This window comes from Candidatus Kapaibacterium thiocyanatum (assembly GCA_001899175.1).
Lineage (GTDB): Bacteria > Bacteroidota > Ignavibacteria > Kapaibacteriales > Kapaibacteriaceae > Kapaibacterium > Kapaibacterium thiocyanatum.
In genome coordinates this window covers 264,746-290,789 of record MKVH01000021.1, presented here as the reverse complement: position 1 = coordinate 290,789, position 26,044 = coordinate 264,746, and the positions used below count along the sequence as shown (strand labels likewise).

The window sequence follows — 26,044 nt, the reverse complement described above, 5'->3', positions numbered from 1 at the left end:
GCGGCTTAAGACGGGGACATCTCTGGAATCTATACATAGGGACAACTATGGGACGTTTCTCTACGCTGTTTGTACATATCGGTATCGCGTCGGGCCTCGTAATGGGTGCGACGGATGCCGGTGCACAGCAACCCCTTTCCGTGCAAGCAAAAACCTTGCCGGTTCCGCGCCAATCCGTTGGCACGAACGGTACGGTCGTGCTCAAGACGGTGCCATTCCAGCAATCCGTCGAACGCCTTCCGGGTACGACGTCGCAGATCACGTCTCCGATGTCGATGCCGAAGGTTCTCGCACCTGTTGCACAGGCCAACGTGCCTGGTGTCCAGGTAGGCTATACGTTCTACGACTTCCAGACCAACGGCGCGATGCCCAACCGGATTTCCTTCTATCGTGAAGGCGCCGAGTCCTACGCTCAGATGCTCTGGATGGCTTCCAAGGATCCGTCGCGCGATGCCACGAGCCGCGCACCCGGCTACAACAACGGCCGTGGGGGACACTACATCTTCATGGAAGTCTCCGATCCCGACAATCCGACGCTTGGACTCCCCGAATTCAAGAAGATCGACCAGGACCGTACGGGCTGGCCTTCCCTGATCCAGTTCAAGGATGGTTCCGCAGCGACGCCGTCCCACGCCCCCATCAAGTTCTGGCGCAACGGCGCCGTGGGCGACGACAACTTCTTCCCCCTCGACGTGACGGTCGATGCCGACTCGGCATTCTGGCCGCGTGCCGCCATCGATGGACAGGAGAATGTCCATCTCATCTACAACCGCCGGTTCACGGGCAGCAACGCCAATCAGGTCGCGTACCGCCGTTCGACCGATGCCGGTGATTCGTGGGATCAGGAAATGCTGCTCACCGGTGCCAACGCGGTAAATCCTCCTTCCGGTGGAACGCTGCGTGACGGCAGTGGCGGTGACACGTATGCCATCGCCGCCCGTGACAATACGGTCGTCGTGGCCTACATCGATGCAGGTCTCAACATCATCTCGCGCAAGTCCACGGACAATGGCCAGACGTGGAACGACAACCGTCTGGTCTTCACCGGACAGCATACGTTCATCGACTCGGTCGAGACGGGCAACAACGAGATCCGCGTATGGTCCGACACCGTCGTCGGACCGACCTCCCACCTCGACGTCATGATCGACTCGGAAGGCCGCGCGCACTACATCATCGGCGAGACGCTGACGTACGTCATCCAGACGGGACCGAAGGAACCGTCGACGTCCAATCCCCGCAGCGGAACCATCTACGAAGTCGACGATGCGCGACTGATGGCCGGTCTCGGTCTGCTCTACTACCGTGAAGGTGATTCCACCCTCACACGCATGGGTGCCGCAGGTGGTGCCGAGCCGTGGAACGGTCAGGGCGTCATCATCAGCCGTCGTCCGTATACCGGCCCCAGCCGCTATGCGCAGATGGGCATGGATGCAGAGGACAACATCTACGTGACGTATGCCGCTCCCAAGAACGGCGACGTCGTCAGCATGGAAGTCGACACGACGACGCGCACGACGGTCGACGTCGACACGCTGACGACCGTCGATGGTCTCTATGGCCACGTCTACGTCACGCACAAGCTGAAGAACTACGATACGTGGTCGACGCCGGTGAACATCACGCCCGACGGCGTCAATGCGAACTTCCCCACGATGTGCGATGTCGTCAACGACCGCATGTATATCGGTTACTCGGTCAACACCCTGCCGGGCGATCGCGTGACGAACGTCGAACTTGCGGTGGACACCGCCAAGGTCTACTTCTATCCGATGAAGACGTCGGATCTGAACGTCATCAGCAGTGTGCAGAACGAACGCACGTTCGATGCGGCGATCACGCTCAGCCCCAATCCGGCGAACGAAGTCGCACATCTTTCCATCAGGAACGTAACCAACGGCGCGATTACCGTGTCCGTCGTTACAGCGCTGGGTGAGACGATCATGCAGTCGATGAATCCAGCAGGAACGGGAGATTGGACGGTCTCCATTCCGACGAGCACACTGGCAACCGGGACGTATTACTGCCTCATCGAGCAGAATGGTGTGCGCACGACGCGTACGCTGTCAGTGGTTCGCTAAACACAAACGAGATTATTTGTTGTCATGACGTTTCCTCATGGGAGTACATTCATGTTGCGTAGGTACTTGATCGTCGTGATCGCCATGGCCATGTCGGCTGCGACCGCAGTGGCGGGCATCACTGGCATCCTGACGGGTAAGGTAACAGGCCAGGATAAGAAACCGGTGTCCGGCGCTACGGTTCGGGTGTTGGGAACGACACGCGGTGGCATCACGAAAGGTGATGGTAATTACAACATCGTCAACATCGTTGCCGGTACGTACGATATCCGTATCACGGCAATCGGCTACGATACGGCCCTCAAGCGCGTAAGCATCTCGGCCGATCAGACCGTGACGCTGAACATCGTGCTTGCCCAGGGCGGCATCCAGACGAAGGTCGTCGACGTCAGTGCCGAAAAGGAAATGGTCAGCACGACCGACATCGGAACGAGCCGGGCCATCAAGGGGTCGGACCTCGTCAAGCTCGGTATCGACAATACGGCGGCGGCCCTCGGTCGTGTTGCCGGCGTCCAGGTATCGGGCAACGGTTTCAATATCCGTGGCTCGCGTACGACGGAAACACAGGTACTCGTCGACGGTCTTACCGTGACGGACCAGTTCACGGGCGGTCTCGGTAACTCGGGCGCCACGGTTTCGGCGGCGATGCCCAGCCCTCTCGCCACGGAAGAAGTCCAGGCACAGACCGGCGGCTTCGGTGCCGAATATGGTAACGCCATCGGTGGTGTCGTGAACACGGTCGTCAAGACCGGTAAGATCGACCGCTTCGAAGGTATCCTCCGCTGGAGGAAGGACGTTCCCTTCCTGTTCGGCAAGGCCAACAACGGTATCCAGGCCGGATCTCCCCTTGAGGACGTCGTCGATGCTACGCTCGGTGGCCCGCTCGGAATCGGCCGTTCGACGTTCTTCGTCTCCGTCCGTAACACCTTCCAGAACAACCGGAACTTCGGTCTCCAGGTAATGGACCCGATCGGCAACAATCTCGGTATGATGCCGAACAACCGCACGTGGTCCCGCAATATCACGGGTCGTTTGAAGTTCCAGTTCAACAACGACATCTTCCTCCTCGTCGGTGGTATGTACGGTCTGGTGAACGGTGAGCGTACCGACTGGGCATGGCTCTATGCCAACGACCAGGGCTACAAGGTCGACATGAACGGCCGCGCGATCCTCGGAGCCGACGGTCTGCCCCAGTACAACGGTGTTCCCACGCGGAACGCCAAGCTGATCGCCGTACAGGAATTCAGCAACAACGCCTTCGCACAGATCAACCACACGCTCGGCGAGAACACGTTCTACGAACTGCGTGTATCGTTCAACGGCAAGATCACCGAAACCGGCAAGCGCAAGACCGGTGATGCACCCGGCCTCTTCAGCGGCTTCGATCTCTACTATCCCGAAGACAACATGTCGTTCGCGGATACTGTCTATACGCAAGGACCCAACAAGATCGTCGACGCCTACGACTACCTCCGTACGCAGCGTTATTCCGACGATGGTCTCGCCCTGCTCGAAGTCACGGCACCCAATCCCATCACGGGGTACGTCGAGGGTATCGGCGACTTCCAGTCCACGGCCAACCCCTACGGTCTGCTCGGCTACTTCGCCGCACGCGGTAACGAAGGTGGCGTCGACTTCCGTAATGCACGCTTCTGGCAGGTGGACGGAAGCATCACGCATAACCTCCTGACGGGTGACACGCGTCACACGTTCAAGGCCGGTTTCGAACTCCGTCTCTTGCGCCTGTCGCGCCACTACAATGCCAATCCGTGGGATGGCTCGCCGTTCTATGACGTCTACGGCGCCGATTACGGCGGCAACATCTACGCCGAAATCAATCCGAACGATCCGCAGTCCGAAGCGGCCAAGCTCGCGAGCGAGAAGCCCTATACGCCTACCACGGCCAGCTTCTTCGTGCAGGACCAGATCCAGTTCAAGGGTCTCGTCTTCACGCCCGGTCTGCGTGTGGACTACATGAATTCGGACGCCATGTATCGTACGTCATACGACATCTTCTATCCCTTCGGCAGCCCCACCGGCTTCGCGAGCACGAAGGCCAAGCTCTATCTCAGCCCGCGTATCACGGTGACCTATCCTGTCAGCGATGACGGTCGCAAGACCCTCAACCTGTCGTACGGTATCTACTACCAGGCCCCGCCGTGGTCCGACTACTACGACTCCTTCAACGCCTTCCAGCTTCGCGGCAGCCAGGTTCTCGGTAACCCGAACATGGAAATGCAGCGTACGAACCAGTATCAGATCGCCTACAATCATCAGTTCAACGATGACATCGCGATCACGGCTACGGGATACTACAAGGACATCTACAATCAGGCCGGTCTCGCCTACGTGCGGATCGTTCCGATTCCGTTCTATCAGCGTATCCTGGCCGACTACGGTTCGTCCCGCGGTCTCGAGCTCACGCTCCAGAAGCGCATGACCAACAACTGGTCGTTCAACCTCAACTACACCCTCGCCCAGGCGACGGGTACGGCCAACAACTCGGCCGTCGCCGTCGGTCTCGATCCGGCTACGGGTCAGCCTGCCTATCCGGTTACGGACTTCCCGCTGGACTACGACCGTCGTCATCGCGTCAACGGTGCCATCAGCCTCGAATGGGGTCGTGATGAAGGTCCCACGATCGGTGGCATTGCCTTCCTCGAACACGTGACGTTCACGCTCTCCGGTTTCTGGCAGACGGGTCTGCCCTACACACCGGTCGACTATCGTGGTCAAGCGACGGGGCAGATCAACTCCGGCCGCTTCCCGGCGAACTGGAACTCGGAACTTCGTCTCGTACGGAACATCCCCCTCGGTGACGTCATCGGTGGCAACACGTCCGTCGACATCTTCGTCGATGCGACGAACCTCTTCAACTTCACCGACGCCATCCGCTACTACACGCGTACGGGCAGCCCGGACTACGACGGCTTCGCTCTCAACCGTGTGCCCGGGGACTTCCCGGCAGCAGCCTACTACAAGACGGGTGACAAGAGCCGCAAGGAAACGGTCGCTCCGTCGCAGTACGATCGTGTCGGTCGCCGCCTCTACAACGAGCGCATCGACTATAACAGCGATGGCATCGTAACGCAGGATGAAACGTATCGCGGTTATCAGGAATACGTGCAGACGGTCGTCGCCCAGCAGGGTAACTACCAGTTCCCGCGCCAGGTCTATTTCGGCGTGACGTTCCGATTCTGATCCGCAGCAACACGACCATGAAACAGAGAACAAAACATTTCTTCGAGGTACATATGAACCACCGGTGGTACAGGTCTCTGGTAGCCGTGCTTCTTGTGGCGCTGGTCGCTGTCGGAGCTATGGACGCTCGGACAAAGGATACGCTCAAGGGCAAGAACCAGGGCGACCAGATACAGCGTGACCCGACCGGGCCATTCGACCAGCAGCTCAATGTCGTGTCGAACTTCGAGTTCTATACGACGAATTACGGGATCTTCGGCTTCGACGTGCGAAACGGTCGTGGCGGTGGTCTGTGGCCGCGGGGCAGTCAGAACCAGTACCTGTTCGCAACCGGTGCATGGTTCGCCGCCCTCAAGCGTCAGCCGAACAGCGATGCCTACCGCAAGCGCGTGATGGTCACGTACAATCCCAACAGCGGTAATTCCTGGATGGCACCCGGTACCATCGAGGACGGCAAGGAGATCAAGCGTGACGCCGACGGCGTCAGCAAGTACCGTACGTACTTCTCCACGGACTTCAACGCCAGCGACGGTACGCCCTTCCTGGCCGGTTCCCCCAACTGGCCGGTATGGGACTCCGATCCCAACGATACGCTGCGTTACCAGAACTACTACGGTAAGTACATCGGCGATATCACGGCACGGAACAAGGCAACCTATTCCAAGGGCCCAGCCTTCATTTCCGAAGAAGACATCTTCGCCGTCTACAAGGACACCGACCTGAGCCTGTACGAGGGCGGTACCGCCAAGCGCCAGGCAGAAGGCTATCCCCTCGGCTTCCAGATCGAACAGACGATCTATTCGTGGGGCTTCGGTGACTATCGCGACATGGTCTTCCTGAAGTACATGTTCATCCACCCGGAGAGCTTCAAGGATACGCTCTTCCAGTGCTGGATGGGTGGTCTGCTCGACGTCGACATCACGCTGAGCACGAACTTCCAGCGCGGTGCCGCGAACGACAAGGCCAAGTTCTACGATACGGACACGACGCTCAATCTTGCCATCCAATGGACGAACGGCGATCAGGGCGAAGCCAACCAGGGCTTCGGCTATCTCGGCTTCAACTTCCTCGAAAGCCCTGCCGTCGATGCCGATGGTTTCCTCCGCAAGGACAAGCGCCAGTTCCCGGTATCGGAGCAGCTCGGTATGCGTACGTTCCGTAACTGGCCGATCGCAGAAGACCCGCTCGAAAACGAAGACCGCTACAACTTCATGGCTGCGGCCATCCGTGACGGTGAGCGTCCCGCCGGCGACATCCGTCTGCTCATGGCTACGGGACCGTTCAACGTCCGCCCCGGTGATTCGGCACGTATCGTGATCGGCATCATCCTCGGTGAAACGGCGACGGGCAAGGATGCAACGGGCACGGAAGCCGACATGGTCGAGCTGATCCGTAAGGTCCGCTTCGCACAGTTCGTCTACGACAATCAATTCCGCGCACCCCGCGCTCCGGACTATTCCATCATCAAGGGTGTGAATGCCGGCGGATCGATGGCCACCGTACCCGCACAGGGATGGTTGCCGCTGAACAACGCCATGGTCATCCAGTGGGACTCGACGTCGGAAATGTCCATCGATACGCTCGAGCGTGGTCTGGACTTCTTCGGCTATCGTATCTATCGCGCTCGTCGTACCGATCTCGATTCGTTCAACGTCGATGACATCACCTCGCGTCGTCTCGGACCGCTCGGCTGGAAGCAGATCGGCCGTTACGAAATGCTGAGCCCGTTCATCAAGTCCGACGTCAGCATCCCGAACAACGGAATCAACATCGACGAGTTCACGCTCGCCGATCCCATCCGTCGTACCGATCGCAAGTTCCTGGTCTCACGGAACATATCGTTCGCCGGTCCGTGGGGAGCCTACTTCTCTGATCTGTTGAGCCGCCGTCCCTCCACCTATCAACTGGTGGTAGGAGCGAACAACATGATCGACGTGTCGCGCTTCGACAAGCTCGACTCCATCCGCTTCACGTACTTTACGACGCAGTTCGACTCGCTGCCCGACGTCAACCGCGGCGGAGCGACGGGTCCGGCATGGTTCGGTCTGGATTCGCTGCAGTCCAAGCGTGCACACGACAGCCTCATCAAGCTCATCCTCGCACGTCGTATCAAGATGGCTCCGTTCCTGTTCAAGGATACGGTCATGACACCCACCGGACCCGACCAGTTCGATACGCGTATCGTCCTGCGTCCGTGGGAAGAGACCAACGAAGTCCGTCGCGGCGTCATCGCCAGCTACATGCGGTCGATCACCAACGGTCGTACATTCTACGATCAAGGCGATGACAACGGCGACGGTCGTGTACTCTATTCGCCGAATCCGAACAACAGCGAGAAGCTGATCAACAACGTCGACTACTACTATGCCATCCGTGCGTACGACGAAGGCGACTATCTGCTTCCGACGCCTCCGAAGCTCAATACCAGGGCCATCGGTCTGCCGAACGTGGTCAAGACCACGCCTCTGGCATCGCGTCCCGGCGACAAGCCGAACGTGACCATCCTCATCGATTCCGCCAATGGCGCGCGCCTCGGCGGTATCTACAACATCCGCCTGCTCATCCAGGACGAGCAACGCTTCAACCAGATCTTCGGTGGCCGATCCATCGAGCTCGAGTTCTATCGTGCATGGTTCGGTCTCGACCGTGACAACAACCCGTCCACGCCGAACTCGAACGGTCTGTACGCCCTCGTCGTCTTCATGCGCGACTCGGCCACGAAGCAGCTCATCAGCAACTGGTTCACGGCACTGCCGCCCGAACTCTGTCCGGCCGGTCAGGTCTTCAGCAATACCGGTGGCGCTCCTGGATACTTCACGGAGAACACGTATACGTGGGTGGATGGCGATACCCTCCGCTACGATACGGCCAACACGGTCCCCCCGCGTATCGATACGGTGGACTTCGGTCTGCCGGAGAATCGCGAGAAGCTCATCCGCTACGGTAACTTCTATACCAACGCATCGTGCTTCAACGCTGCCCAGTATGCACTCGGTACGGTAGGCCTCGCCTTCGATTACGCCATCCAGCAATGGGGTGGTATCTATCGCACGCAGGACAGCGTGTCGCTCATCCAGGGACCGCAGAACGTCTACATCGGCCCCGGCCGTGCACAGGCGGCGCGATATTCGCAGAGTGCGGACAATCCGCCACCGGCGTACTTCCAACTTCCGTTCCCGGGCTTCCAGGGAATGTGGGATGCCAGCTACAACAACGGTCCTGGCATCTACGAAGTCGAATTCCTTCCGGGCGGTACGGAGAACGTCACGACGGGCTTCATCCTCGACGCAGGCGGCAGCGACGCCGGCAAGCAGTCCATCATGACCTTCAACAACGTCGAGTGGCTCGACATGAAGGTGCGCAACCTCATCGAATTCGATCGTGAGGAAGACAAGAACGGTGCGGTCACGACGCACAAGGTCAGCTATCCCTTCGACTACAAGAAGGTCGACCAGGCCGTTCCGACGCAACAGGTCGATCTCGCGAACTATCCCAAGCCGTCGGCTCTTCGTCCGGACGAGTTCTCGGTAGGCGCCTATGGCTTCCGTAACTCGCAGAACGGGGACAACACGGCAAGCCGTCGTCGGCTCTTCGCCGCCGACTCCAACAGTGGACGTCCGATCGCTTCGCCCGGTCGTTACTATCGTTCGCGTGTCCTGTCCACGACGGGCCGGGATACGCTGGACTTCCTGCACGTCATCTCGACGGGCGGTGCACAGTTCGTGATCGACTATTCCTGGAAGGGTCGTCGTTCCGGTACGGGACAGGCCGTCATTCCGGGTACGCCGGCACCACCTGCCGCGTATCCTACGGAAGACTTCAAGGCCGGCGACAAGGTGCGCTTCTTCACGCTCGGTGGAGCTCTCGGCTTCCCGTACGACTACACGAAGGTCTACGCACACGTCGCGCAGTACGATCCGGGTGCACGGAACCAGAACTACACCGATGCCCAGCTCGAGCAGGTTCAGGTCGTCCCCAATCCGTACTACATCACGCACGAGGGCATGCGCTCGCCGTATGAAGGCAAGATCTACTTCACGCGCCTGCCGCGTAAGGCCACGATCAGCATCTATACGACGGCCGGTGACCTTATCCGCAAGTTCGAACACGATGAGGCCACCAGCGAAAGCCCGGACCGCATGGGTATGGACGTGTGGAATCTCATGACGAGAAACAATCAACGCGTTGCCAGCCAGATGCTGGTTGCCAAGATCGAAACACCGGAAGGCGCCAGCGTCATCCGCAAGTTCTCGATCGTAGTGGGCCCGGCACGCATCATCGGTGATTCCGAGTAAGGACCTAACGGAGAACCCCCATGAAGTATCACGTACAAAAGATGATGCGCGGAACCTTGCTTGCTCTGCTGATCGCTGCCGCACCCGTGGCAGCATCCGCCCAGCTTATCAGTGTGACGTCCGGAGAATTCACGAAGGTGGGTCTTGCCGGTGGTCAATTCCTCAAGATTCCGGTCGGCGCCCGCGCCACCGGTATGGCTGGTGCCTATAGCGGTATCTCGAACGACGTCACGTCGTTGTTCTGGAATCCCGCCGGTATCGCAGACGTCAAGAACTGGGCTGCCGACATGAACCATACCTTCTGGTTCGCCGGTATGAGCCACAGCTTCGCTGCCGTCGTGCTGCCGATCTCGGAGAAGTATCGTGGAGCCGTGAGCTTCACGTCCTTCAACTCCGGAGACATCAAGATCACGACGACGGATCAGCCGGATGGTACGGGTGGCGTGTACAACGTCAGCGATATCGCCATCGGCTTCTCCTTCGCCGGATATCTGACGGATCAGTTTTCCTTCGGCGTTACGGCCAAGTACGTTCAGCACGGTTTCACGAACATGTCGGCATCGGGCTTCGTCTTCGACATCGGAACGAAGTACAACACCGGCTACAAGGGAATCATGCTCGGCTTCTCCGTCAACAGTCTCGGAACGCAGCAGTCCTATGACGGTCCCGAAGTCGGACGTCAGAACCGTCCGATCGGTGGTATCGCCACCAGCCCTCTCGACATGCGTATCCAGACGTCGTCCTTCAACATTCCGCTCTCGTTCCGTGCAGGTCTCGGAGTGGACATGTTCAACGGCGTGCTGTCCGAGCATCCGGAAGTCGAAGGCGACGGCACTGTCACGCACCAATGGCTGGTCGCGGGCGATTTCGAGACCTTCTCGGACGTTTCGGAGCAGTTCGCACTAGGTACAGAATACACGTTCCGTGAATTCGTCAGTATCCGCGGTGGCTATCGCTTCGGTCAGGATCAGTTCGGTCTGGCCGGTGGCGTCGGCCTCAAGTACGTCGGCGGAGATTTCGAAGGTTCGATCGACTATTCGATCAATCCGTCTCGCAGCCTCGGCCTCGTGAACCGACTCGGTATCTCGCTGCGCTTCAACTAAGCGCCGTTCAACGATCATCACGAATGCCGTCGGTCATGCCTGACCGGCGGCATTTCTTGTTCTCAGGGATTCCCAATCATGAAGATCGCATCCGCATACCGGCTTTTCGCCATCGTGGCCATTCTGGTAACCGTCGGCATCGAAGGCTCCGCAAAGGAGCTGGATCTCGTGTGCGACGTCCTACAGTTCCGAGCCCAGGAACGGCAGGTACGACTAGAGTTCCACTATTCCTTCCCCGACACGGCTCTTCGCTACGTACCGGGACAGTCGACCTTCGTCGGTGGCCTGCACTTCAGGCTCATGCTGAAGACGACGCAGGGCGATACCATGTCCAGGGAATGGCTCGTGTCACCCACGTCGTCCACACCACGCTTCGAGCACAGCTTCTACTATACGGGAGTGCAGTCGTTCGATGTCAAGCCCGGACAGTACCTGGCCGAGCTCACGGCCTACGATATCAACGATGCTTCCACGGCGCGCAATTCCACCTTCCCGGTCATCGTGCGTCCCTATACCGACAAGGTCGACGTCAGTGACCTCATGTTCACCACGCGCAGTACGGGCAAGAACGATCTCGACCCCCGGTTCATGAGGAACGGCGTGGAGGCCATGCCCAATCCGCGTCACGAATGCATCGGTACGGATCCCACCATTTCCCTGTACAGCGAGATCTACAACACGAAGACGAACAAGCTCGATTCCTTCGTCGTCGTCTACGAAGTGCTGGATAACGTCCGCCGCGAAATGATGACGAACTACGTACGGCAGCAGGGACTGGGCGATGCCCTCGTGGAGCGGGTGGACATCCCGGCCAGTGCCATCCATAGCGGTGTATACCTGCTGCGCATGAGTGTGAAGTCCATGGACCTCGTCACGACCTATGCCATGGCGGAAGAGCGGTTCTACGTCCTCAATCCCGAGCTTCCTCCGCAGGGCTCGGTGATGCTGACCGAGGACGAGCAGTTCCAGGCTTCGGAATGGGCCGTACTGGAAGGGGAGCGGCTCAAGCTCCAGCTCGATCTCTCGAACGTGATCGCTACACCTGCCGAGCGCATCACGCTGGAAGGCTGTATCGACGAACGTGCGAAGCAGAAGTACCTCTACCGCTTCTGGCGCATGCGCGATCCCGATCCCACCACGCCCGACAACGAACGTCTCGACGATTTCCGCAAGGCCTACCAGCGGGCCCAGGCCTTCTACAGCAATCCGACGTTCAAGGACGGATGGCGGACGGATCGCGGACGAATCCTTCTGCGTTACGGCATTCCCACGCAGATCGAGCAGTTCGTGCTCACGCAGGACACGAAGCCCTATGAAGTATGGTTCTATCAAGGACTGCAGGGTGGTGTCTCCTTCTACTTCGTCGACTGGCAGTTGACGCAGAACCACCGTCTCGTGCACTCGACCTATATCGGCGAAGTGCGTGACGAGAACTGGTTCAACCGGTATGCCAAGGCCTTCAGCCCCGATCCCAATCCTACCGAATCGCTGCGCCCCAGCACGCGTTGATGGGAAGCTTTTCCGATCGTATCGTCACGGGCGGACTGCTTGCACTCGGAGCCCTGAGCAGAGCCGCATCCATCCGCCGGCGCATCGGCATCGGCCGTGCCATGGGCGATGCGATGATGAAGCTGGATGGACGGCGACTGAACATCACGACGACGAACGTCGAACGGGCCTTTCCGTCGATGGCCTCCGGAGAGATCCGGTCCATCGTTCGCGAATCGTACCATAACCTCGGCATCACGCTGGCCGAACTGCTCGCGATTCCCTCGATGAGTGCCGGCGATATCCGCAGACATATGGTCATTCCCGGTATCGAGGCCCTGCGCGCCCGTGCGGAACGACGTGAGCCGAGCGTCCTCGTATCGGGTCATTACGGGAACTGGGAACTGCTCGCTATGGCGGGTGCCCTCCATGCCGATACGGCCTTCACCATCGTCGTCCATCCGCAGAAGAACCGCTTCGCCGATGACCTGCTCAATTCCTACCGAACGAAGTTCGGCAACCGCCTCGTGTCGATGAGCAATGCTGCCCGTACCCTCGTCAAGGTTCTCGACGAAGGTGGTTCGGTGGCCTTCCTGGCCGACCAGCACGCGAATCCCCAGCGTGATGCATGGATCCCGTTCTTCGGACGTCCGACACCGACCTACGAGGCTCCGGCCGCACTCGCTCTCCGATACGGTGCGCAGATGTATACGGCGTTCCCGGTACGACAGGCCGACGGCGGGTACGTCGCTCCGTTCGAAGCTATCCGTATGGACGATATCCCCAACGATCGCGAGGGAGTGCGTATCCTGACGGAACGTCACGTCAAGGCTCTCGAGGATGCTGTCAGGGCACATCCGGGAATGTGGTCGTGGCAGCATCGGCGATGGAGGGAGGACGATGTATGACCGTTCTCGTCGTGCAAACGGCCTTCCTCGGTGACGTCCTGCTCTCGCTTCCACTGCTGAGTGCCCTTGGACACGCGTTTCCGGGCGTGCGCAGGGTCCTCGTGACCACTCCGCAGGCCGCTGCCGTCGTCGACGGTCTTCCGCATGCGGAGGACGTCGTCGTGTTCGACAAGCGCGGACGTCATCGTGGCGCTGCGGCGCGGCGCGCCTTGTCCGCCGAGCTGCGCGATATGAAACCCGACTGGGTCCTCGTTCCTCACAAGAGCTTCCGCACGGCGATGCTCGTGAAGCCCGTCGGTGCGCCGCGTCTGGTGACGTTCGACGATGCGTCGGCACGGCGCTATGCTACCGACCGCATCGTCTATCCGTGGCCGCTGCACGATGCGGACCGGCAGCTCGCCCTGCTTCGTCCCATGCTGCCCGACGATGTATGGACGAAGGAACGCGTCGGCAGTCTGGATATCTGTACCGAGGAAGATCGGCAGTTCGTTCGCTCGGTCCTCGATGCGGAAGGCATCGGCCAGGACTACGTCGTCGTCGCTCCCGGAACCGTATGGCCTACGAAGCAATGGCCGCTGGAGCATGTCCGCATGTTCGTCGGAGATCTGCGTCGGAGCGGACGGCAGGTCGTCATCGTCGGCGATGCATCGCTGGCGGGCAGCATCGGAACGGGTGACGGAGTCGTGGATCTGTGCGGACGTACGACGCTGCGTCAGGCCGCCGCCGCCATTCGTGGAGCCAGGGCGGTCGTGGCCAACGACAGTGCGCCGATACACATCGCCTCGCTCCAGGGCGTGCCCGTTCTGGCCCTGTTCGGTCCGACCGTCCCCGAATTCGGCTTCGCACCGTACGGAAAACGTGCACAAGTCGTGCAACGTGCCGATCTTGCATGTCGGCCGTGCAGTCCGCACGGTTCACGGCAATGTCCGATCGGTACGCACGAGTGTCTTGCAGGCATCCGGCCCGATACGGTCGGCCGAGCTCTCGATGAACTATTAACGAAGTAAGAAGATCGGAATACACTATGAAACGTCCGTCACGGCCAGCACAGAAGGGTGTGGCGAAGAAGCAGACCGCGAAGCAGTCCGGTCCGCGCCGCACCAGGGCGAAGGAAGATGTGGCGCCAGACGTGCCCGTACGACTCAACAGGGCCATCGCCGACGCCGGTGTCGCATCGCGTCGTCATGCCGACGAACTGATCCGGGATGGACGCGTTCGCGTCAACGGCAAGGTCGTGACCGAGCTCGGTACGAAGGTCGGCATCCATGATATCGTCGACGTCAACGGCGAGCCCATCACGAGGTACAAGCATCTCACGTACGTCATCCTCAACAAACCGAAGGATGCCATCACGACGTCGAGCGACGAGAAGGGGCGTGCCACCGTATTCGACATCGTGCGTATCAAGCAGAGGCTGTTCACGGTAGGGCGGCTGGACCGCAATACGACGGGTGTGCTGCTGCTCACCAACGATGGCGATCTTGCCAACCGCCTCATGCATCCGCGTTACGAGATTCCGCGCGTCTATCGTGCGCGCCTGGATCAGCCGCTGCGTCCGGAGCATGCGCGGAAGATCGCCCACGGCATCGAGCTCGAAGACGGTCCTACTGCTCCGTGCGAAGTCGTGATCGATCCCGACGATCACTATAACGTCATGCTCCAGATCCATGAAGGACGCAATCGCGAAGTACGCCGGATCTTCGAGGCAATGGGATACGAAGTCAAGCGTCTCGACCGCAAGTCCTATGCATTCCTGACGACGCGCGGTCTGAACCGTGGCGAGTATCGTCATCTCACCCGTGAAGAGGTGGAAGAACTGAAACGTCTGGTCAAACTCGCGTGAATTTTCTCAATCCGTTCGTTCTGCTGGGTCTGGCTGCCGCCGGGATACCGTTGCTGTTGCATCTGCTGAATCTGCGCAAGCTGCGTACGATCGAGTTCAGTTCGCTCCGGTTCCTCCTCGAGCTGCAGCAGACGCGCGTACGCAAGCTGAAGCTGCAACAGATCCTGTTGCTGATCCTGCGGACGCTCATCGTCGTGTTCGCCGTGCTGGCCTTCGCGCGCCCGACCGTGCAGAGCAACCTTCCGTTACTCGGTTCGGAAGCCCATGCGAGTGTCGTCATCCTCGTGGACAATTCGGCGAGCATGGAGGCTGCCGACCAGCAGGGGCAGCGGTTCCGTCAAGCCCAGGCGGCGGCACGGAGTATCGTGACGGGACTGAAGGACGGGGACGAAGTGGCGGTGATACCGCTGGCTTCCTTCGACCATGGCAGGGCCATTTCCTTCACGCGCACCTTCGCGGCGGCGAAGGATCAGATCGACCGCATGAGACTGGCCGACGGAAAGGCCGACATGCCATCGACGATGCGCCTTATTCGGCCGCTTCTCGACGATGCCCTGCATCCGCACCGCGAAGTCTACGTCGTGAGCGACGCGCAGTCGAGTCTGGTGCTGCGGGACGGGCCGGACAGTTCGGCCATCCTGGACCGCGATGCGTCCGTCTTCCTGGTGAGGATCGGCAAGGGCACGGCTGCGCTGGAGCAGAATATCTCCATCGACTCCATGCGTGTGCTCACGCAACTGTTCCAGCCCGACAAACCCGTGGAAGTGGAAGCCTGGCTCCGGAACGGCAGTGACAAGGACGCTTCGGCCATCATGGTGTCGATGGCCTTCGATGGCGTGCGCGTCGCACAGCGCGCTCTCGACCTCCCGGCGGGTGGAACACGATCCATCGTACTGTCGGCTCCGCCGCAGCGCAGGGGACTGATCGCCGTGTCGATGGAACTGGACAACGATGCTATCGATCGTGACAATGTGCGATATGCCGGAATTCATGTCCCGGATCGCGCACGCGTGGCCCTGGTAGGGAACCTTCCGTTCGCGAAGGTCGCACTCCAGCTCCCGGGTCTTGGGGCATCCGCTCCGGAGGTCACGGCCTTCGTCCGGGCATCCGAAGCAGCAGCCACCGGTTCTGCGTTCGACGTCATCATGATCGATGGCGGTGTCGTGACGTCGGGCGACGTCGCGATACTTCGGCAGTATGTCGACAACGGCGGTAGCCTCGTGCTGTTCGCTGCCGACGGCGATGCTCCGGCCTCACTCGCTTCGGCATTCGGGCTCTCATTGTCCGGTCTGACCGAGTCGCCCAAGGACGATCCGTGGCAGCTTACGCACGTCGAACGTGCCCACCCGCTGTTCCAGGGCGTATTCAAGGGCGGGAGCGGTGATGTGCGTCAGGTCGAAAGCCCGCGCATCCGACGTCTTCGTCCCGCCAGCGGCGGCTTCGATCTCCTTCGTACGGGTGGCGGCAGCCTCCTCACGGAGATATCCTCGGGCAATGGTCGTGTGATCTACTGCGGCGTCGGCGACGATCCGTCCTGGGGCACGTTCCCGGTGACGGGATTGTTCCCTACGGTCCTCGTCCGCAGCGTGTCCTATCTCGTGGCGCCACGGGACAAGGGCGTGGAGGCCCGCCCGGGTGAACCCGTCACGGTACCCGTACCGCCCAGGCTGTCGGGCAGGGATCGTTTCCTGCTGGTCGATGCCACGGGAGCGGCAACCGAACTGTTGCCTGCACGTCTGCCGTCGGGACCGGTGCTTGCAATACCCGCCCAGTATCGGGCAGGTGTCGTGAAGGTCGTGACCCCGGATTCCGCGGCCGTCATGACGGTGAGCGTGAATGCGCCGACGGATGAATCGATGTTGACGTATCTTCCCGACGAAGCATGGAAGAAGGAAACGGCAGCGATGGTATCCGTTCCGGATCATGTGACGGTACTGGATGCATCGCGCGATATGATGAGCGAGATACAACGTGCACGGACGGGATCCGAGCTCTGGCCGCTATGCATCGTGCTGGCATTGGCATGTGCACTGGCCGAAATGGCCGTTTCGCGATACGGCGTCGGCGAAGAGCGCCCGGTTCCGGCAACTCCATGATAGCCAGTGATATCGAATAGCGATGACGAGCCCATCCACACATCCCGAGATCGAACGACTGCGCGAGCAATGTGCCCGGTACAGGGCCTCGCTGCGTGAAGTCGCCGAGGAATGGCACAGGCTGTCGGCCATCGAGAGGCCCCGACTGCTCGCCATCTACGACCGGCATTTCGGGGACCTCGAGAAGGAGCGGCAGAAGCTCGCCCTCGAAGGTGCGGAGATATTCCGTCGTGTGGAATTGCTGAGCATCAAGGTCGCACGTGGCGAACGCATCACGCCGGACATCGTGCAGATGGTGAACTTGATCGTGGACAAGGAATATGCACGTCTGCGCCAGCGCATGAAGGAGGCCTTCGACATGACGGCCTACGAACGCGACAAGGCCACGTCGGAACGTGGAGACGATGCCGAGGATGGAGAGCTGGTGAAAATGTACCGTACGCTGGCCAAACGTCTCCATCCCGATGCCGTCGGCGATCAACCCGAACTGTCCGGTGTATGGCAGCGTGTACAGGATGCCTACAGGGACAAGAACATCCGGCAGTTGCAGAGCATCGTCGATCTGTTGAATGCGGACGATGCGGCGGCCGGTGAGATGGAAGGCTGGGACCTCGAGCGGTTGTCGCGTGAAGCCGAGCGTCTCGACGCGCGTCTCCGGATGGAGCGTCGGAAGCTCGACAGGTTGCGTGGCCAGGAGCCGTTCATCCTGGCACAGGATCTGGAGAACGAGAACTGGTGTACCTGGCATCGTCGGGATATCGAGCAGTCGATCGCGGCCAAGCGCAGGGAGATCGAGGAGCACCGCATGCGCTATCGTGAGATGACCGGCAACGATGCTCCGGGATCGATGGCCGGTGCATCGACGACGCAGAACGGAAACGATGAGCAACAGAAATTTGAACGCGACTTCATGGAGAAGACGTACTTCGGGTCGCGCTGAAAGGAATCTCGATGTATTCGATAGAACAGCGTGACGAGCAGCTCGTAAGCACCACGGCGGACATCGTCTATGAACTGTCGTTCGATCGTGCCGCACAGCACCTCGTCGGTGTCTCCATGCGCGTCACGAACGTGAAGGGAAGTACGCTTACGTGCGTGATGCCATCGTGGGCGCCGGGCAGTTACAAGATCCGCGACTACGCAGGCTATCAGGGGAACGTCCGCGCCTGGCGTATCGTCGACGGCAAACGCGAACCCGCCGTCTCGCGCTGGCGGGACAAGGCGTCGCTGGAGATCACGACCGGCGGTGCATCGGAAATCCATCTCGACTACGTCGTCTACGGTCTGGAACGTACCGTCCGTACGAACCACATCAACCGCTGGCATGCTTTCCTGATGCCGGTGGCGACGCTCATGTACGTCGAAGGGCGTACGGAGGAAATCCATCACGTCCTGCTCAAACACGACACGAATCGCTGGCCCAATGTATCGACGCAGTTGTCGCCCGTCTATCCCGGTGGCACGCCGGGGCCGGGCCTTCTGCTCGGAGCGCTGAACTACGACATTCTTGCGGATTCGCCGATCGAGATCGGTGACCATGTCGTCCGCAAGTTCACCGCAGCCGGTGCGGAACACGAGCTGGCGCTGGTCGGACCGTATTCGCTCGACGACAGGTGGCTCACGGAGCAACTGAAGATCATCGTCGATACCGAGGCGAAGTTGTTCGGCGGAGTGCCGTACGACCGCTACGTCTTCATCGTCCAGGCCTATCCCGGAGCGGGTGGCGGCCTCGAGCACACGCGGTCGTCGGTCAATGCCGTCGATCCGTCCGCGCTGCTCGACAAGACCAAGGGAATCGACCTCCTCTCCCTGCTGTGTCACGAATACTTCCATCTCTGGAATGTCAAGCGCATCCGTCCGGTCGAGCTCGGCCCCTTCGACTATCGTCACGAGGCATACACACCCATGCTGTGGCTGGCCGAGGGGATGACTTCCTACTACGACGACCTGCTCACCTATCGCTGCGGCTTCACGACGGAAACGGAGTATATCGCCCAGCTCGGCCGCGATCACGTGTCCAGGCTCATGCGTGTACCCGGCCGCCGTCAGATGTCCGTCCGCGACAGCTCCCTTCTCGCATGGCTCAAGCTCTACATGCAGAGTCCGGACGCGAACAACCGTTTCCCGTCCTACTATCTGAAGGGTGGCGTCATCTTCCTGCTGCTCGATATCTACATCATCGACCATACGGACGGCAAGAAGAGGCTGGATGACGGACTGCGTACGCTCTGGGCCAACTACCAGGCGAGTCCGGACAAGGGTCTCACCGAGGCCGACTGTATCGCCCTTCTCGAGCGGGGAACGGGAGTGCAGTTGCGGGAACTGCTCATGACCTGGCTCGACGGTACGGACGAATTGCCCTACGACGAAATCCTCGGCGCCGTCGGGATGCGCCTGTCCATCGAGGACAAGCGTGCGGAGGCAATAACCTTCGGCGAGAATCGTACCTTCGCTTCGGTACCTGTGACACTGTTTTGCGGGTGGAGCTGCCGCGAGGAAGGCGGTCGCATCGTGGTGAAGGCCGTGGAAGACGGGTCGCCTGCGGCGCAGGCGGGCATCGGCATCGACGACGAAATCATCGCCGTTCACGGCAAACGCGTCACGTCCGTTACCCAGCTCGACCAGTACGTCGCCGAACCAGGTGGAGGTGCGGTCCAGATCACGGCACAGTGCGATGGCCGCATCTATGCCACGACCCTCGATCCCGACTATCAGAAGGTCTACAAACTCGTCGACGTCGCCACACCGTCCGAACGTCAGAAAACCATACGCCGCACCTGGCTCGCGAAGTGATCCGTGAACATCCGTCCTACCATCCTGCCCGTTTCCGTCCTGCTGCTCGCCCTGACTGTGGCGGGTTGTTCGTGGTACGATAACCAGACGACGTTCTTCAACACCTACTACAACGCCAAGCGGATCATGGGAGAGGTCGAGGATGAATTCCTCTTCCAGGACGAGAACAAGCGTGTCAAGCCCCGGGTGCTGGTGCCGCCGATCGAAGGCGTGGATACCAAGACGGAGAACAACAACAGCGGGCCGCCCGTTTTCCTGAGGACCTTCATCATCGAACGGGCGAAACTCCAGCCCGTGGCCACGAAGGTCGACTCCATCCTCATCAAGGGGTCGAAGATCCTGGCAAACCATCCCAAGTCGAACTATGTCGAAGGCACGCTCTTCCTGATGGCCAAGAGCTACTTCTATCGTCAGGAATGGCTGCCCTCGCAACAGAAGTGCATCGAACTCATCGAGCGGTACTCGGAGGGAGATTATTCGCCGGATGCCCACCTCATGCTCGCCAAGAACTACCTGATCCAGCGCAAGATGTCGCAGGGCCGTACGATGCTGTCGAAGACCGTCGACGTCGCCTGGTTCAAGGACCGCTACGACATCCTGAGCGAAGCCTACAGGCTCCAGGCCGAATTGTCGCTCGAGGAAGGGGACGTGGACAAGGCCGTGCAGCCCTACAAGCAGGCCATTGCCCAGAGCGAGGACAGCGAGCAGCGCGCTCGCTGGCAGGTAGACGTCGCATCGCTCTATTATCGTCTCGGCAAGTACGACATGGCCGAACGGGCCTTCGCCAAGGTCTTCACCTACATACCGGATCCGCTGGCCGAATTCGAGTCCCTGCTGTATCGGGCGGCGTCGCTGGCACGTCTCGGACGGTATCAGGAAGCGGAGCGGATCTTCATGGACCTCGAGCAGAACCGGAACTTCGACGAATGGTCGTCATATCTGGCTGCCGAACGCATGGCCATGGACCGCCTCCAGAAGGGCAACATCAACGATCCGTCCGTCATCGCCCAGGAGCGGAAGGCGGACACGGCCTTCATCGGCCGGCCGGAGCTGATGGCCCAGGCCTTCCAGAAGGGGATGGAACTCTACAAGCAGAGCAAGTACGAAGACGCACTGAAGTATTTCGCCAAGGCCAAGGTCGTCCGGACTCCCGTGTATGACGTCGCCAACAAGTACTTCACGCTTATCAAGCAGTGGGAAGAGCAGCATCGGAAGATCAATCAACTGGCTCTGGTGACCAACGAGCGAGCCGAGTTCATGGACACCATACGACGCAACAGGTCGAAGGAAGTGTTCTCGCTGGGGCGCGTCCACGAGCAGATGGGTAACGTCGACTCCGCCCTGGCATACTACCGTATGGCGGCCGACAGCACGACTGCCGATGATCAGGAGCGGGCACGGTATCTCTTCTCCGAAGCCCGTATCGTGCGGCAGAAGGATCCCGAAACCGCCGATTCGCTTCTCGAAGTCATGGCCGAAAAGTACCCGAAGTCCGAATTCGCCCGCCAGGCGCAGACGAATCTCGGCTATACGGCCGACGTCGTCATCGACGATGCGGCTGAACTCTACCGCAGTGGCAACAGCTTCCGGCTCGTCAAGGACTATGCCTATGCCTCGCGTCAGTACAGGAATCTCGTCCAGCAGTTCCCCAAGAGCGATTTCGCACCCAAGGCACTGTACGCGCTGGGATGGATGTACGAGAAGGACATAGGTGACAAGGACAGTGCCCTGTATTACTACGGGATGCTCGTCGAGAGCTATCCCAGGTCCGAGTACGCCCGGGAAATCCGTCCGAGTCTCGAATTCGCCCTCGCCAAGCGCAATGGGGTCGAGGTGAGCGATTCGCTGCTTCTGCGCGATCTCGACAAGGAACTCTACGACAAGGCCAAGGCCGGCGAGCTCGATCCTCTGCAGCAGATGATCAAGAACAACCAGAATGCCCTGCAGGTCACCGGACCCAACGGAGCCTTGCCCAACATTCCGGGGCTCACGCCTCCGGGAGCCGATGGCAAGCCCGCGTCCGTGAACGATATGCTCCAGAGGCAGATGAAGGGGCTCCAGCAGGGGGCATTGCCGGGTACCATGCCCGGTATGCAGAAGGACAGCACCGGTAACCAGCAGCCACCGGTCAGAAAGCCGTAGCGACGCTTAGCACTCGAGCTGGGTATGGAGGGATATCTCTTCCAGGACCGAGCTCACGCGCAGGCAGTCGCCCATGTCGCCTTCGAAGACGATGGACTTGCCGTGGTGATGCACTTCGTAGGTGCAGGCTTCCGCATGATCGTAGCTGCAACTCGTGGCCCTGATGATCTGCTCGATGACCTCGTCGAACGTGTGCCAGTCGTCGTTGTAGAGGACGACGCGCGTCGGTAGGGCGATTTCGACCACTTCGTCATGCGAAGGATCGCCCTGTTCGAAAGGGAGAAAAGGAACGTCCGTGGACATGTTGCCTGTTCGAGCTGTTGTGTTGAATTCCTGTGGTTGGCAAAATTACGAAATCCGCTATCTTTGGCTTCCTTGCGTATCAATCAATCCTCATCAGAGGTTACGTCCATGACAACAGAAGAATTCCTCGCCCGGCTGGACGAGATCGTTACCGAACGCCACATGCTGCAGCACCCGTTCTACATCATGTGGAACGAAGGTCAACTGACGGTCGACATGCTCCGTGAGTATGCAAGGGAATACTACCATCAGGTCCATGCGTTCCCGACGTACGTCAGCGCGACGCATGCGAACTGTGACGATATGGAAATCCGCCAGATGCTCCTCGAGAACCTCATCGAAGAAGAGCACGGTGCCAACAACCACCCCGAACTCTGGCTGCGCTTCGCCGAATCCCTCGGCGTCTCGCGCGAAGAGATCAAGCAGCGCCGCTTCCTGCCCCATACGCGCGCCTCGGTGAGCATCCTCAAGGAACTCGCCCGCCGCAACAACCCGGCGGAAGGCCTGGCTGCCCTCTATGCCTACGAATCGCAGATCCCGGAAATCTCGACGACGAAGATCGCCGGACTGAAGAAGTGGTACGACCTCGATACGCCCAACGCCCTGGAATTCTTCGCCGTGCACGAACATGCCGACGAAATCCACCGCACGGTGACGCGCGAGGCCCTGGTGCATATGTGCCAGTCCGACGAACAGAAGCAGGCTGCCCTCGATGCGGCCCGCGAAGCTGCCGATGCCTTCAACCTCCTGCTGGACGGTGTCTACAACACCTGGTGCACGGAGAAGGCCGCCCTCAACTGAGCCTGACGCAGTCCGACGTTTTGCGGCGGAAGCCGGTAGTGATACCGGCTTCCGTTTTGTATTTTTACGCCCCTTATCAGGCTCCCTAACGCATGTGTCGTTTTGTCGCATACATAGGGCCGCCGATCCTGGCCGATGACCTGCTCTACAAGCCCAGGTTCTCGCTGGTGACGGCCCAAAGTGTGAATGCCGGAGAAATGTCCGTTGCCGTCAATGGCGACGGCTTCGGCATAGGGTGGTATGCGCCCGAACTCGACAACGAACCATGCGTCTTCAGAAGCATCAAGCCCTCGTGGAGTGATCATAACCTGAAGAACCTGGCGAGGAAGATCTATTCGCCGTGCATCTTCGCCCATATCCGGGCCGCATCTCCCGGCCTCACGGTCGAAGAGGTGAACTCCCATCCGTTCTCGTGCGGACAGTTGATGTTCATGCACAACGGAGTGCTCGGCGGATACAAGCAGATACGTCGTGCCCTGCTCCGCGGGCTCAATGACACTGCATACGATGCCATTCAGGGATCGACGGACTCGGAACACATGTTCGGTCTGTTCCTCAATCACATCGCCAACCCGCTGGGAAGCGTGACGTGCGAGGAAATGGTCCATGCGATGATGAAGATGTTCGAGGATCTGGATGCGCTGCTCATCGAAGCCGGTGTGCGGCAGCATTCGTACCTCAACCTCGCCGTCACCAACGGTACGTCGTTGGTGGCGGTACGGTATACGACGAATCCCAACGTGCAACCGGCCTCGCTGTACTACATGTTCGGCAAGGAATACCACTGCCGGGGTGACGTCTGTATGATGGAGCCGACGTTCGGACGGCCGAGTGCCATCGTCGTGGCATCGGAGCCGTTCACGGCACGGCGTTCGGACTGGATGAAGGTGGAGCGTAATGGAATGATGGTCGTCGATGAAACGATGCGCATCAAGTTCCATCACGTACAAATGGAAATGGAAAAAATGGAATTCGAACCTATTGCACCGGAGATCGGATAAGGCATGAACTACGCAGCGCTGATCCCACTGTTCCCGTTGGTCGGTTTTCTGATAACGGGATTGTTCGGCAAGAAACTCAAGAGCGAAAAACTCGTCGGCACGATCGCGAGCGCAGCCATCCTGGCCAGCTTCGCCATCGCCGTCTCGGTCTTCATGGGGCTGATGGCACGCCCGGCCGAAGAACGCTCCGTCGTCGTTCCGATCTATTCGTGGATCGCCACGGGTAGCTTCTCGGTCGACATCGCCTATCAGTTCGACCAGCTCTCCATCCTGTTCACGCTGATCATCACCGGTATCGGCTTCCTCATCCACGTGTATTCCATCGGATACATGCACGGAGACAAGAGCTTCCCGCGATTCTTCGCATACCTGAACCTCTTCGTCTTCATGATGTTGAACCTCGTGCTGAGCAGCAACTTCCTGCTGACCTTCCTCGGTTGGGAAGGCGTGGGCCTGGCCTCCTATCTGCTCATCGGCTTCTGGTACGACCGGAAGTTCGACGGTACGAACATCACCTGGACCGGCGATGCGGCCAAAAAGGCGTTCATCGTGAACCGTATCGGCGACTTCGGCGTGCTGATCGCCATGTTCATGCTGTTCAATCTCTTCGGCACGCTCGACTATTCGACCATCAACGCGATGGCCCCCCAGCGCTTCGTCGTAGGCGATACGGCTGTGACGATCATCACGCTCCTGCTCTTCCTCGGATGTACCGGTAAGTCCGCACAGATTCCGCTCGGCGTGTGGCTGCCCGACGCCATGGCAGGTCCGACTCCCGTCTCCGCCCTCATCCACGCCGCAACGATGGTGACGTCGGGTATCTTCCTCATCGCCCGTACGAACGTGCTCTTCGCCCTGTCGCCCACGACGATGACGGTCGTCACGATCATCGGTATCGCAACGGCCCTGATCGCCGGTACGATCGGCATCGTGCAGAACGACATCAAGAAGGTCCTGGCCTATTCCACGGTGTCCCAGCTCGGCTTCATGTTCGTGGCACTCGGCGTAGGTGCCTTCACCGCAGGCGTGTTCCACGTGATGACGCACGCCTTCTTCAAGGCCCTGCTCTTCCTCGGTTCCGGTTCCGTCATCCACGGTATGCACGAGGAACAGGACATCCAGAAGATGGGCGGCCTGAAGAAGTACATGCCGGTGACGTACAAGACCTTTCTCATCGGCACGCTCGCCATCTCCGGTATCTTCCCCTTGTCGGGCTTCTTCTCGAAGGACGAGATCCTCTGGTTCGCATGGCTCAACGGCAGCCCGCTCCTGTGGGGTATCGGCGCAGTGGCGGCCTTCTGTACGGCATTCTACATGTGGCGTCTGACGACGCTGACGTTCCATGGTGAAGAACGCTTCGACCATCATCACGTCCATCCGCACGAATCGCCTGCATCGATGACGGTGCCGCTGATCATCCTCGCGGTACTCTCGGCCGTGGGAGGCTTCCTCGGCATCCCCCACGTCTTCCATATGCCCAACCTCCTCGAAGGCTGGCTGGAGCCGATCTTCGCCAAGGCGATGGCCATCCTGCCCCAGCATCACGGCGAACACACGACGCTCGAATTCACGCTCATGGCGGTTTCCACCGTCATCGCCGTCAGCGGTATCCTGCTGGCGCGCAACATCTACAAGAACGGTACGGACGTGGCCGCGTCCATCGCATCCCGATTCTCGGGTCTGCACAAACTGCTCTGGAACAAGTATTGGGTCGACGAAATCTATCAGATGGCCATCGTCAGCCCGATCTTCATGATCTCCCGTGATTTCCTGTGGAAGGTCGTCGACGTCATCCTGATCGATGGCCTCATCAACGGTTCCGCACGTGCCGTAGGTGCGGGTGGCAACATCCTGCGTCGTATGCAGTCCGGTGTAGCACAGAACTACGCCCTCCTCATGATGCTCGGCATCATCGTGCTGATCGCCATCGCCGTCATGCCGATGCTCCGCTGACGTACTGAACGGAATCACCATCTACAATCTGGAGTC

General features: G+C 59.9%; 16 protein-coding genes. 15 read left to right on the top strand and 1 reads right to left on the bottom strand.

The window, feature by feature from the left end; all coding sequences use genetic code 11:
• The first annotated feature begins 101 nt into the window (after nucleotides 1-101).
• The 12 genes from BGO89_07410 (at nucleotide 102) to BGO89_07355 (ending at nucleotide 21,950) form a co-directional block, all read left to right on the top strand.
• Nucleotides 102-2,081, top strand: a complete 1,980-nt coding sequence (locus tag BGO89_07410) for a hypothetical protein (GenBank protein ID OJX57790.1) — start codon at nucleotides 102-104, stop codon at nucleotides 2,079-2,081.
• A 66-nt stretch (nucleotides 2,082-2,147) separates the two neighbouring features.
• The gene (locus BGO89_07405) at nucleotides 2,148-5,282 is read left to right on the top strand and encodes a hypothetical protein (GenBank protein OJX57789.1); all 3,135 of its coding nucleotides are present in this window, start codon (nucleotides 2,148-2,150) and stop codon (nucleotides 5,280-5,282) included.
• 119 nt (nucleotides 5,283-5,401) lie between these two features.
• Nucleotides 5,402-9,577, top strand: coding sequence for a hypothetical protein (locus BGO89_07400; GenBank protein OJX57788.1), 4,176 nt, complete (start codon nucleotides 5,402-5,404; stop codon nucleotides 9,575-9,577).
• A gap of 20 nt (nucleotides 9,578-9,597) precedes the next feature.
• A complete protein-coding gene (locus BGO89_07395; protein OJX57787.1) occupies nucleotides 9,598-10,680 on the top strand; it encodes a hypothetical protein in 1,083 nt (360 codons plus the stop codon).
• A gap of 78 nt (nucleotides 10,681-10,758) precedes the next feature.
• Nucleotides 10,759-12,189: a hypothetical protein gene (locus BGO89_07390; GenBank protein ID OJX57786.1), complete on the top strand. Its 1,431-nt coding sequence runs from the start codon at nucleotides 10,759-10,761 to the stop codon at nucleotides 12,187-12,189.
• Complete coding sequence (locus tag BGO89_07385; GenBank protein OJX57785.1) at nucleotides 12,189-13,076, top strand: hypothetical protein; 888 nt, start codon at nucleotides 12,189-12,191, stop codon at nucleotides 13,074-13,076. The genes BGO89_07390 and BGO89_07385 overlap by 1 nt, the downstream gene beginning before the upstream one ends.
• On the top strand, nucleotides 13,073-14,083 hold the full coding sequence (locus BGO89_07380; GenBank protein ID OJX57784.1) for a hypothetical protein: 1,011 nt from the start codon (nucleotides 13,073-13,075) through the stop codon (nucleotides 14,081-14,083). Before BGO89_07385 ends, BGO89_07380 begins: the two co-directional genes overlap by 4 nt.
• A 50-nt stretch (nucleotides 14,084-14,133) precedes the next feature.
• Nucleotides 14,134-14,919, top strand: a complete 786-nt coding sequence (locus BGO89_07375) for a hypothetical protein (protein OJX57783.1) — start codon at nucleotides 14,134-14,136, stop codon at nucleotides 14,917-14,919.
• Nucleotides 14,916-17,015, top strand: coding sequence for a hypothetical protein (locus BGO89_07370; protein OJX57782.1), 2,100 nt, complete (start codon nucleotides 14,916-14,918; stop codon nucleotides 17,013-17,015). Before BGO89_07375 ends, BGO89_07370 begins: the two co-directional genes overlap by 4 nt.
• Nucleotides 17,016-17,037: 22 nt before the next feature.
• Entirely contained in the window at nucleotides 17,038-17,955 is a 918-nt protein-coding gene (locus BGO89_07365; GenBank protein OJX57781.1) for a hypothetical protein, read from the top strand.
• Nucleotides 17,956-17,966: 11 nt separating this feature from the next.
• Nucleotides 17,967-19,808, top strand: coding sequence for a hypothetical protein (locus tag BGO89_07360; protein OJX57780.1), 1,842 nt, complete (start codon nucleotides 17,967-17,969; stop codon nucleotides 19,806-19,808).
• Nucleotides 19,809-19,811: 3 nt separating this feature from the next.
• Nucleotides 19,812-21,950 carry a hypothetical protein gene (locus BGO89_07355; GenBank protein OJX57779.1) on the top strand — a complete coding sequence of 713 codons (2,139 nt, stop codon included), beginning with the start codon at nucleotides 19,812-19,814 and terminating at the stop codon, nucleotides 21,948-21,950.
• Nucleotides 21,951-21,956: 6 nt separating this feature from the next.
• Here the strand turns inward: BGO89_07355 and BGO89_07350 are convergent, their stop codons facing one another.
• On the bottom strand, nucleotides 21,957-22,253 hold the full coding sequence (locus BGO89_07350) for a Clp protease ClpS (protein OJX57778.1): 297 nt from the start codon (nucleotides 22,251-22,253) through the stop codon (nucleotides 21,957-21,959).
• Between the two features lie 108 nt (nucleotides 22,254-22,361).
• On the opposite strand from BGO89_07350, the gene BGO89_07345 reads away from it, so the two are divergent.
• The 3 genes from BGO89_07345 to BGO89_07335 all read left to right on the top strand — a co-directional run bounded on the left by BGO89_07345 (nucleotide 22,362) and on the right by BGO89_07335 (nucleotide 26,008).
• The gene (locus BGO89_07345) at nucleotides 22,362-23,054 is read left to right on the top strand and encodes a TenA family transcriptional regulator (GenBank protein ID OJX57777.1); all 693 of its coding nucleotides are present in this window, start codon (nucleotides 22,362-22,364) and stop codon (nucleotides 23,052-23,054) included.
• Nucleotides 23,055-23,146: 92 nt separating this feature from the next.
• Nucleotides 23,147-24,055, top strand: coding sequence for a hypothetical protein (locus BGO89_07340; GenBank protein OJX57776.1), 909 nt, complete (start codon nucleotides 23,147-23,149; stop codon nucleotides 24,053-24,055).
• Nucleotides 24,056-24,058: 3 nt separating this feature from the next.
• Nucleotides 24,059-26,008, top strand: coding sequence for an NADH-quinone oxidoreductase subunit L (locus BGO89_07335; protein OJX57775.1), 1,950 nt, complete (start codon nucleotides 24,059-24,061; stop codon nucleotides 26,006-26,008).
• The last annotated feature ends 36 nt before the right edge of the window (nucleotides 26,009-26,044 follow it).

Coding starts and splice junctions, on each gene's coding strand:
- BGO89_07410 (OJX57790.1), top strand. CDS start 102: ATGGGTGCGACGGATGCCGGTGCACAGCAACCCCTTTCCGTGCAAGCA.
- BGO89_07400 (OJX57788.1), top strand. CDS start 5,402: ATGGACGCTCGGACAAAGGATACGCTCAAGGGCAAGAACCAGGGCGAC.
- BGO89_07395 (OJX57787.1), top strand. CDS start 9,598: ATGAAGTATCACGTACAAAAGATGATGCGCGGAACCTTGCTTGCTCTG.
- BGO89_07390 (OJX57786.1), top strand. CDS start 10,759: ATGAAGATCGCATCCGCATACCGGCTTTTCGCCATCGTGGCCATTCTG.
- BGO89_07385 (OJX57785.1), top strand. CDS start 12,189: ATGGGAAGCTTTTCCGATCGTATCGTCACGGGCGGACTGCTTGCACTC.
- BGO89_07380 (OJX57784.1), top strand. CDS start 13,073: ATGACCGTTCTCGTCGTGCAAACGGCCTTCCTCGGTGACGTCCTGCTC.
- BGO89_07365 (OJX57781.1), top strand. CDS start 17,038: ATGACGAGCCCATCCACACATCCCGAGATCGAACGACTGCGCGAGCAA.
- BGO89_07360 (OJX57780.1), top strand. CDS start 17,967: ATGTATTCGATAGAACAGCGTGACGAGCAGCTCGTAAGCACCACGGCG.
- BGO89_07350 (OJX57778.1), bottom strand. CDS start 22,253: ATGTCCACGGACGTTCCTTTTCTCCCTTTCGAACAGGGCGATCCTTCG.
- BGO89_07345 (OJX57777.1), top strand. CDS start 22,362: ATGACAACAGAAGAATTCCTCGCCCGGCTGGACGAGATCGTTACCGAA.
- BGO89_07340 (OJX57776.1), top strand. CDS start 23,147: ATGTGTCGTTTTGTCGCATACATAGGGCCGCCGATCCTGGCCGATGAC.
- BGO89_07335 (OJX57775.1), top strand. CDS start 24,059: ATGAACTACGCAGCGCTGATCCCACTGTTCCCGTTGGTCGGTTTTCTG.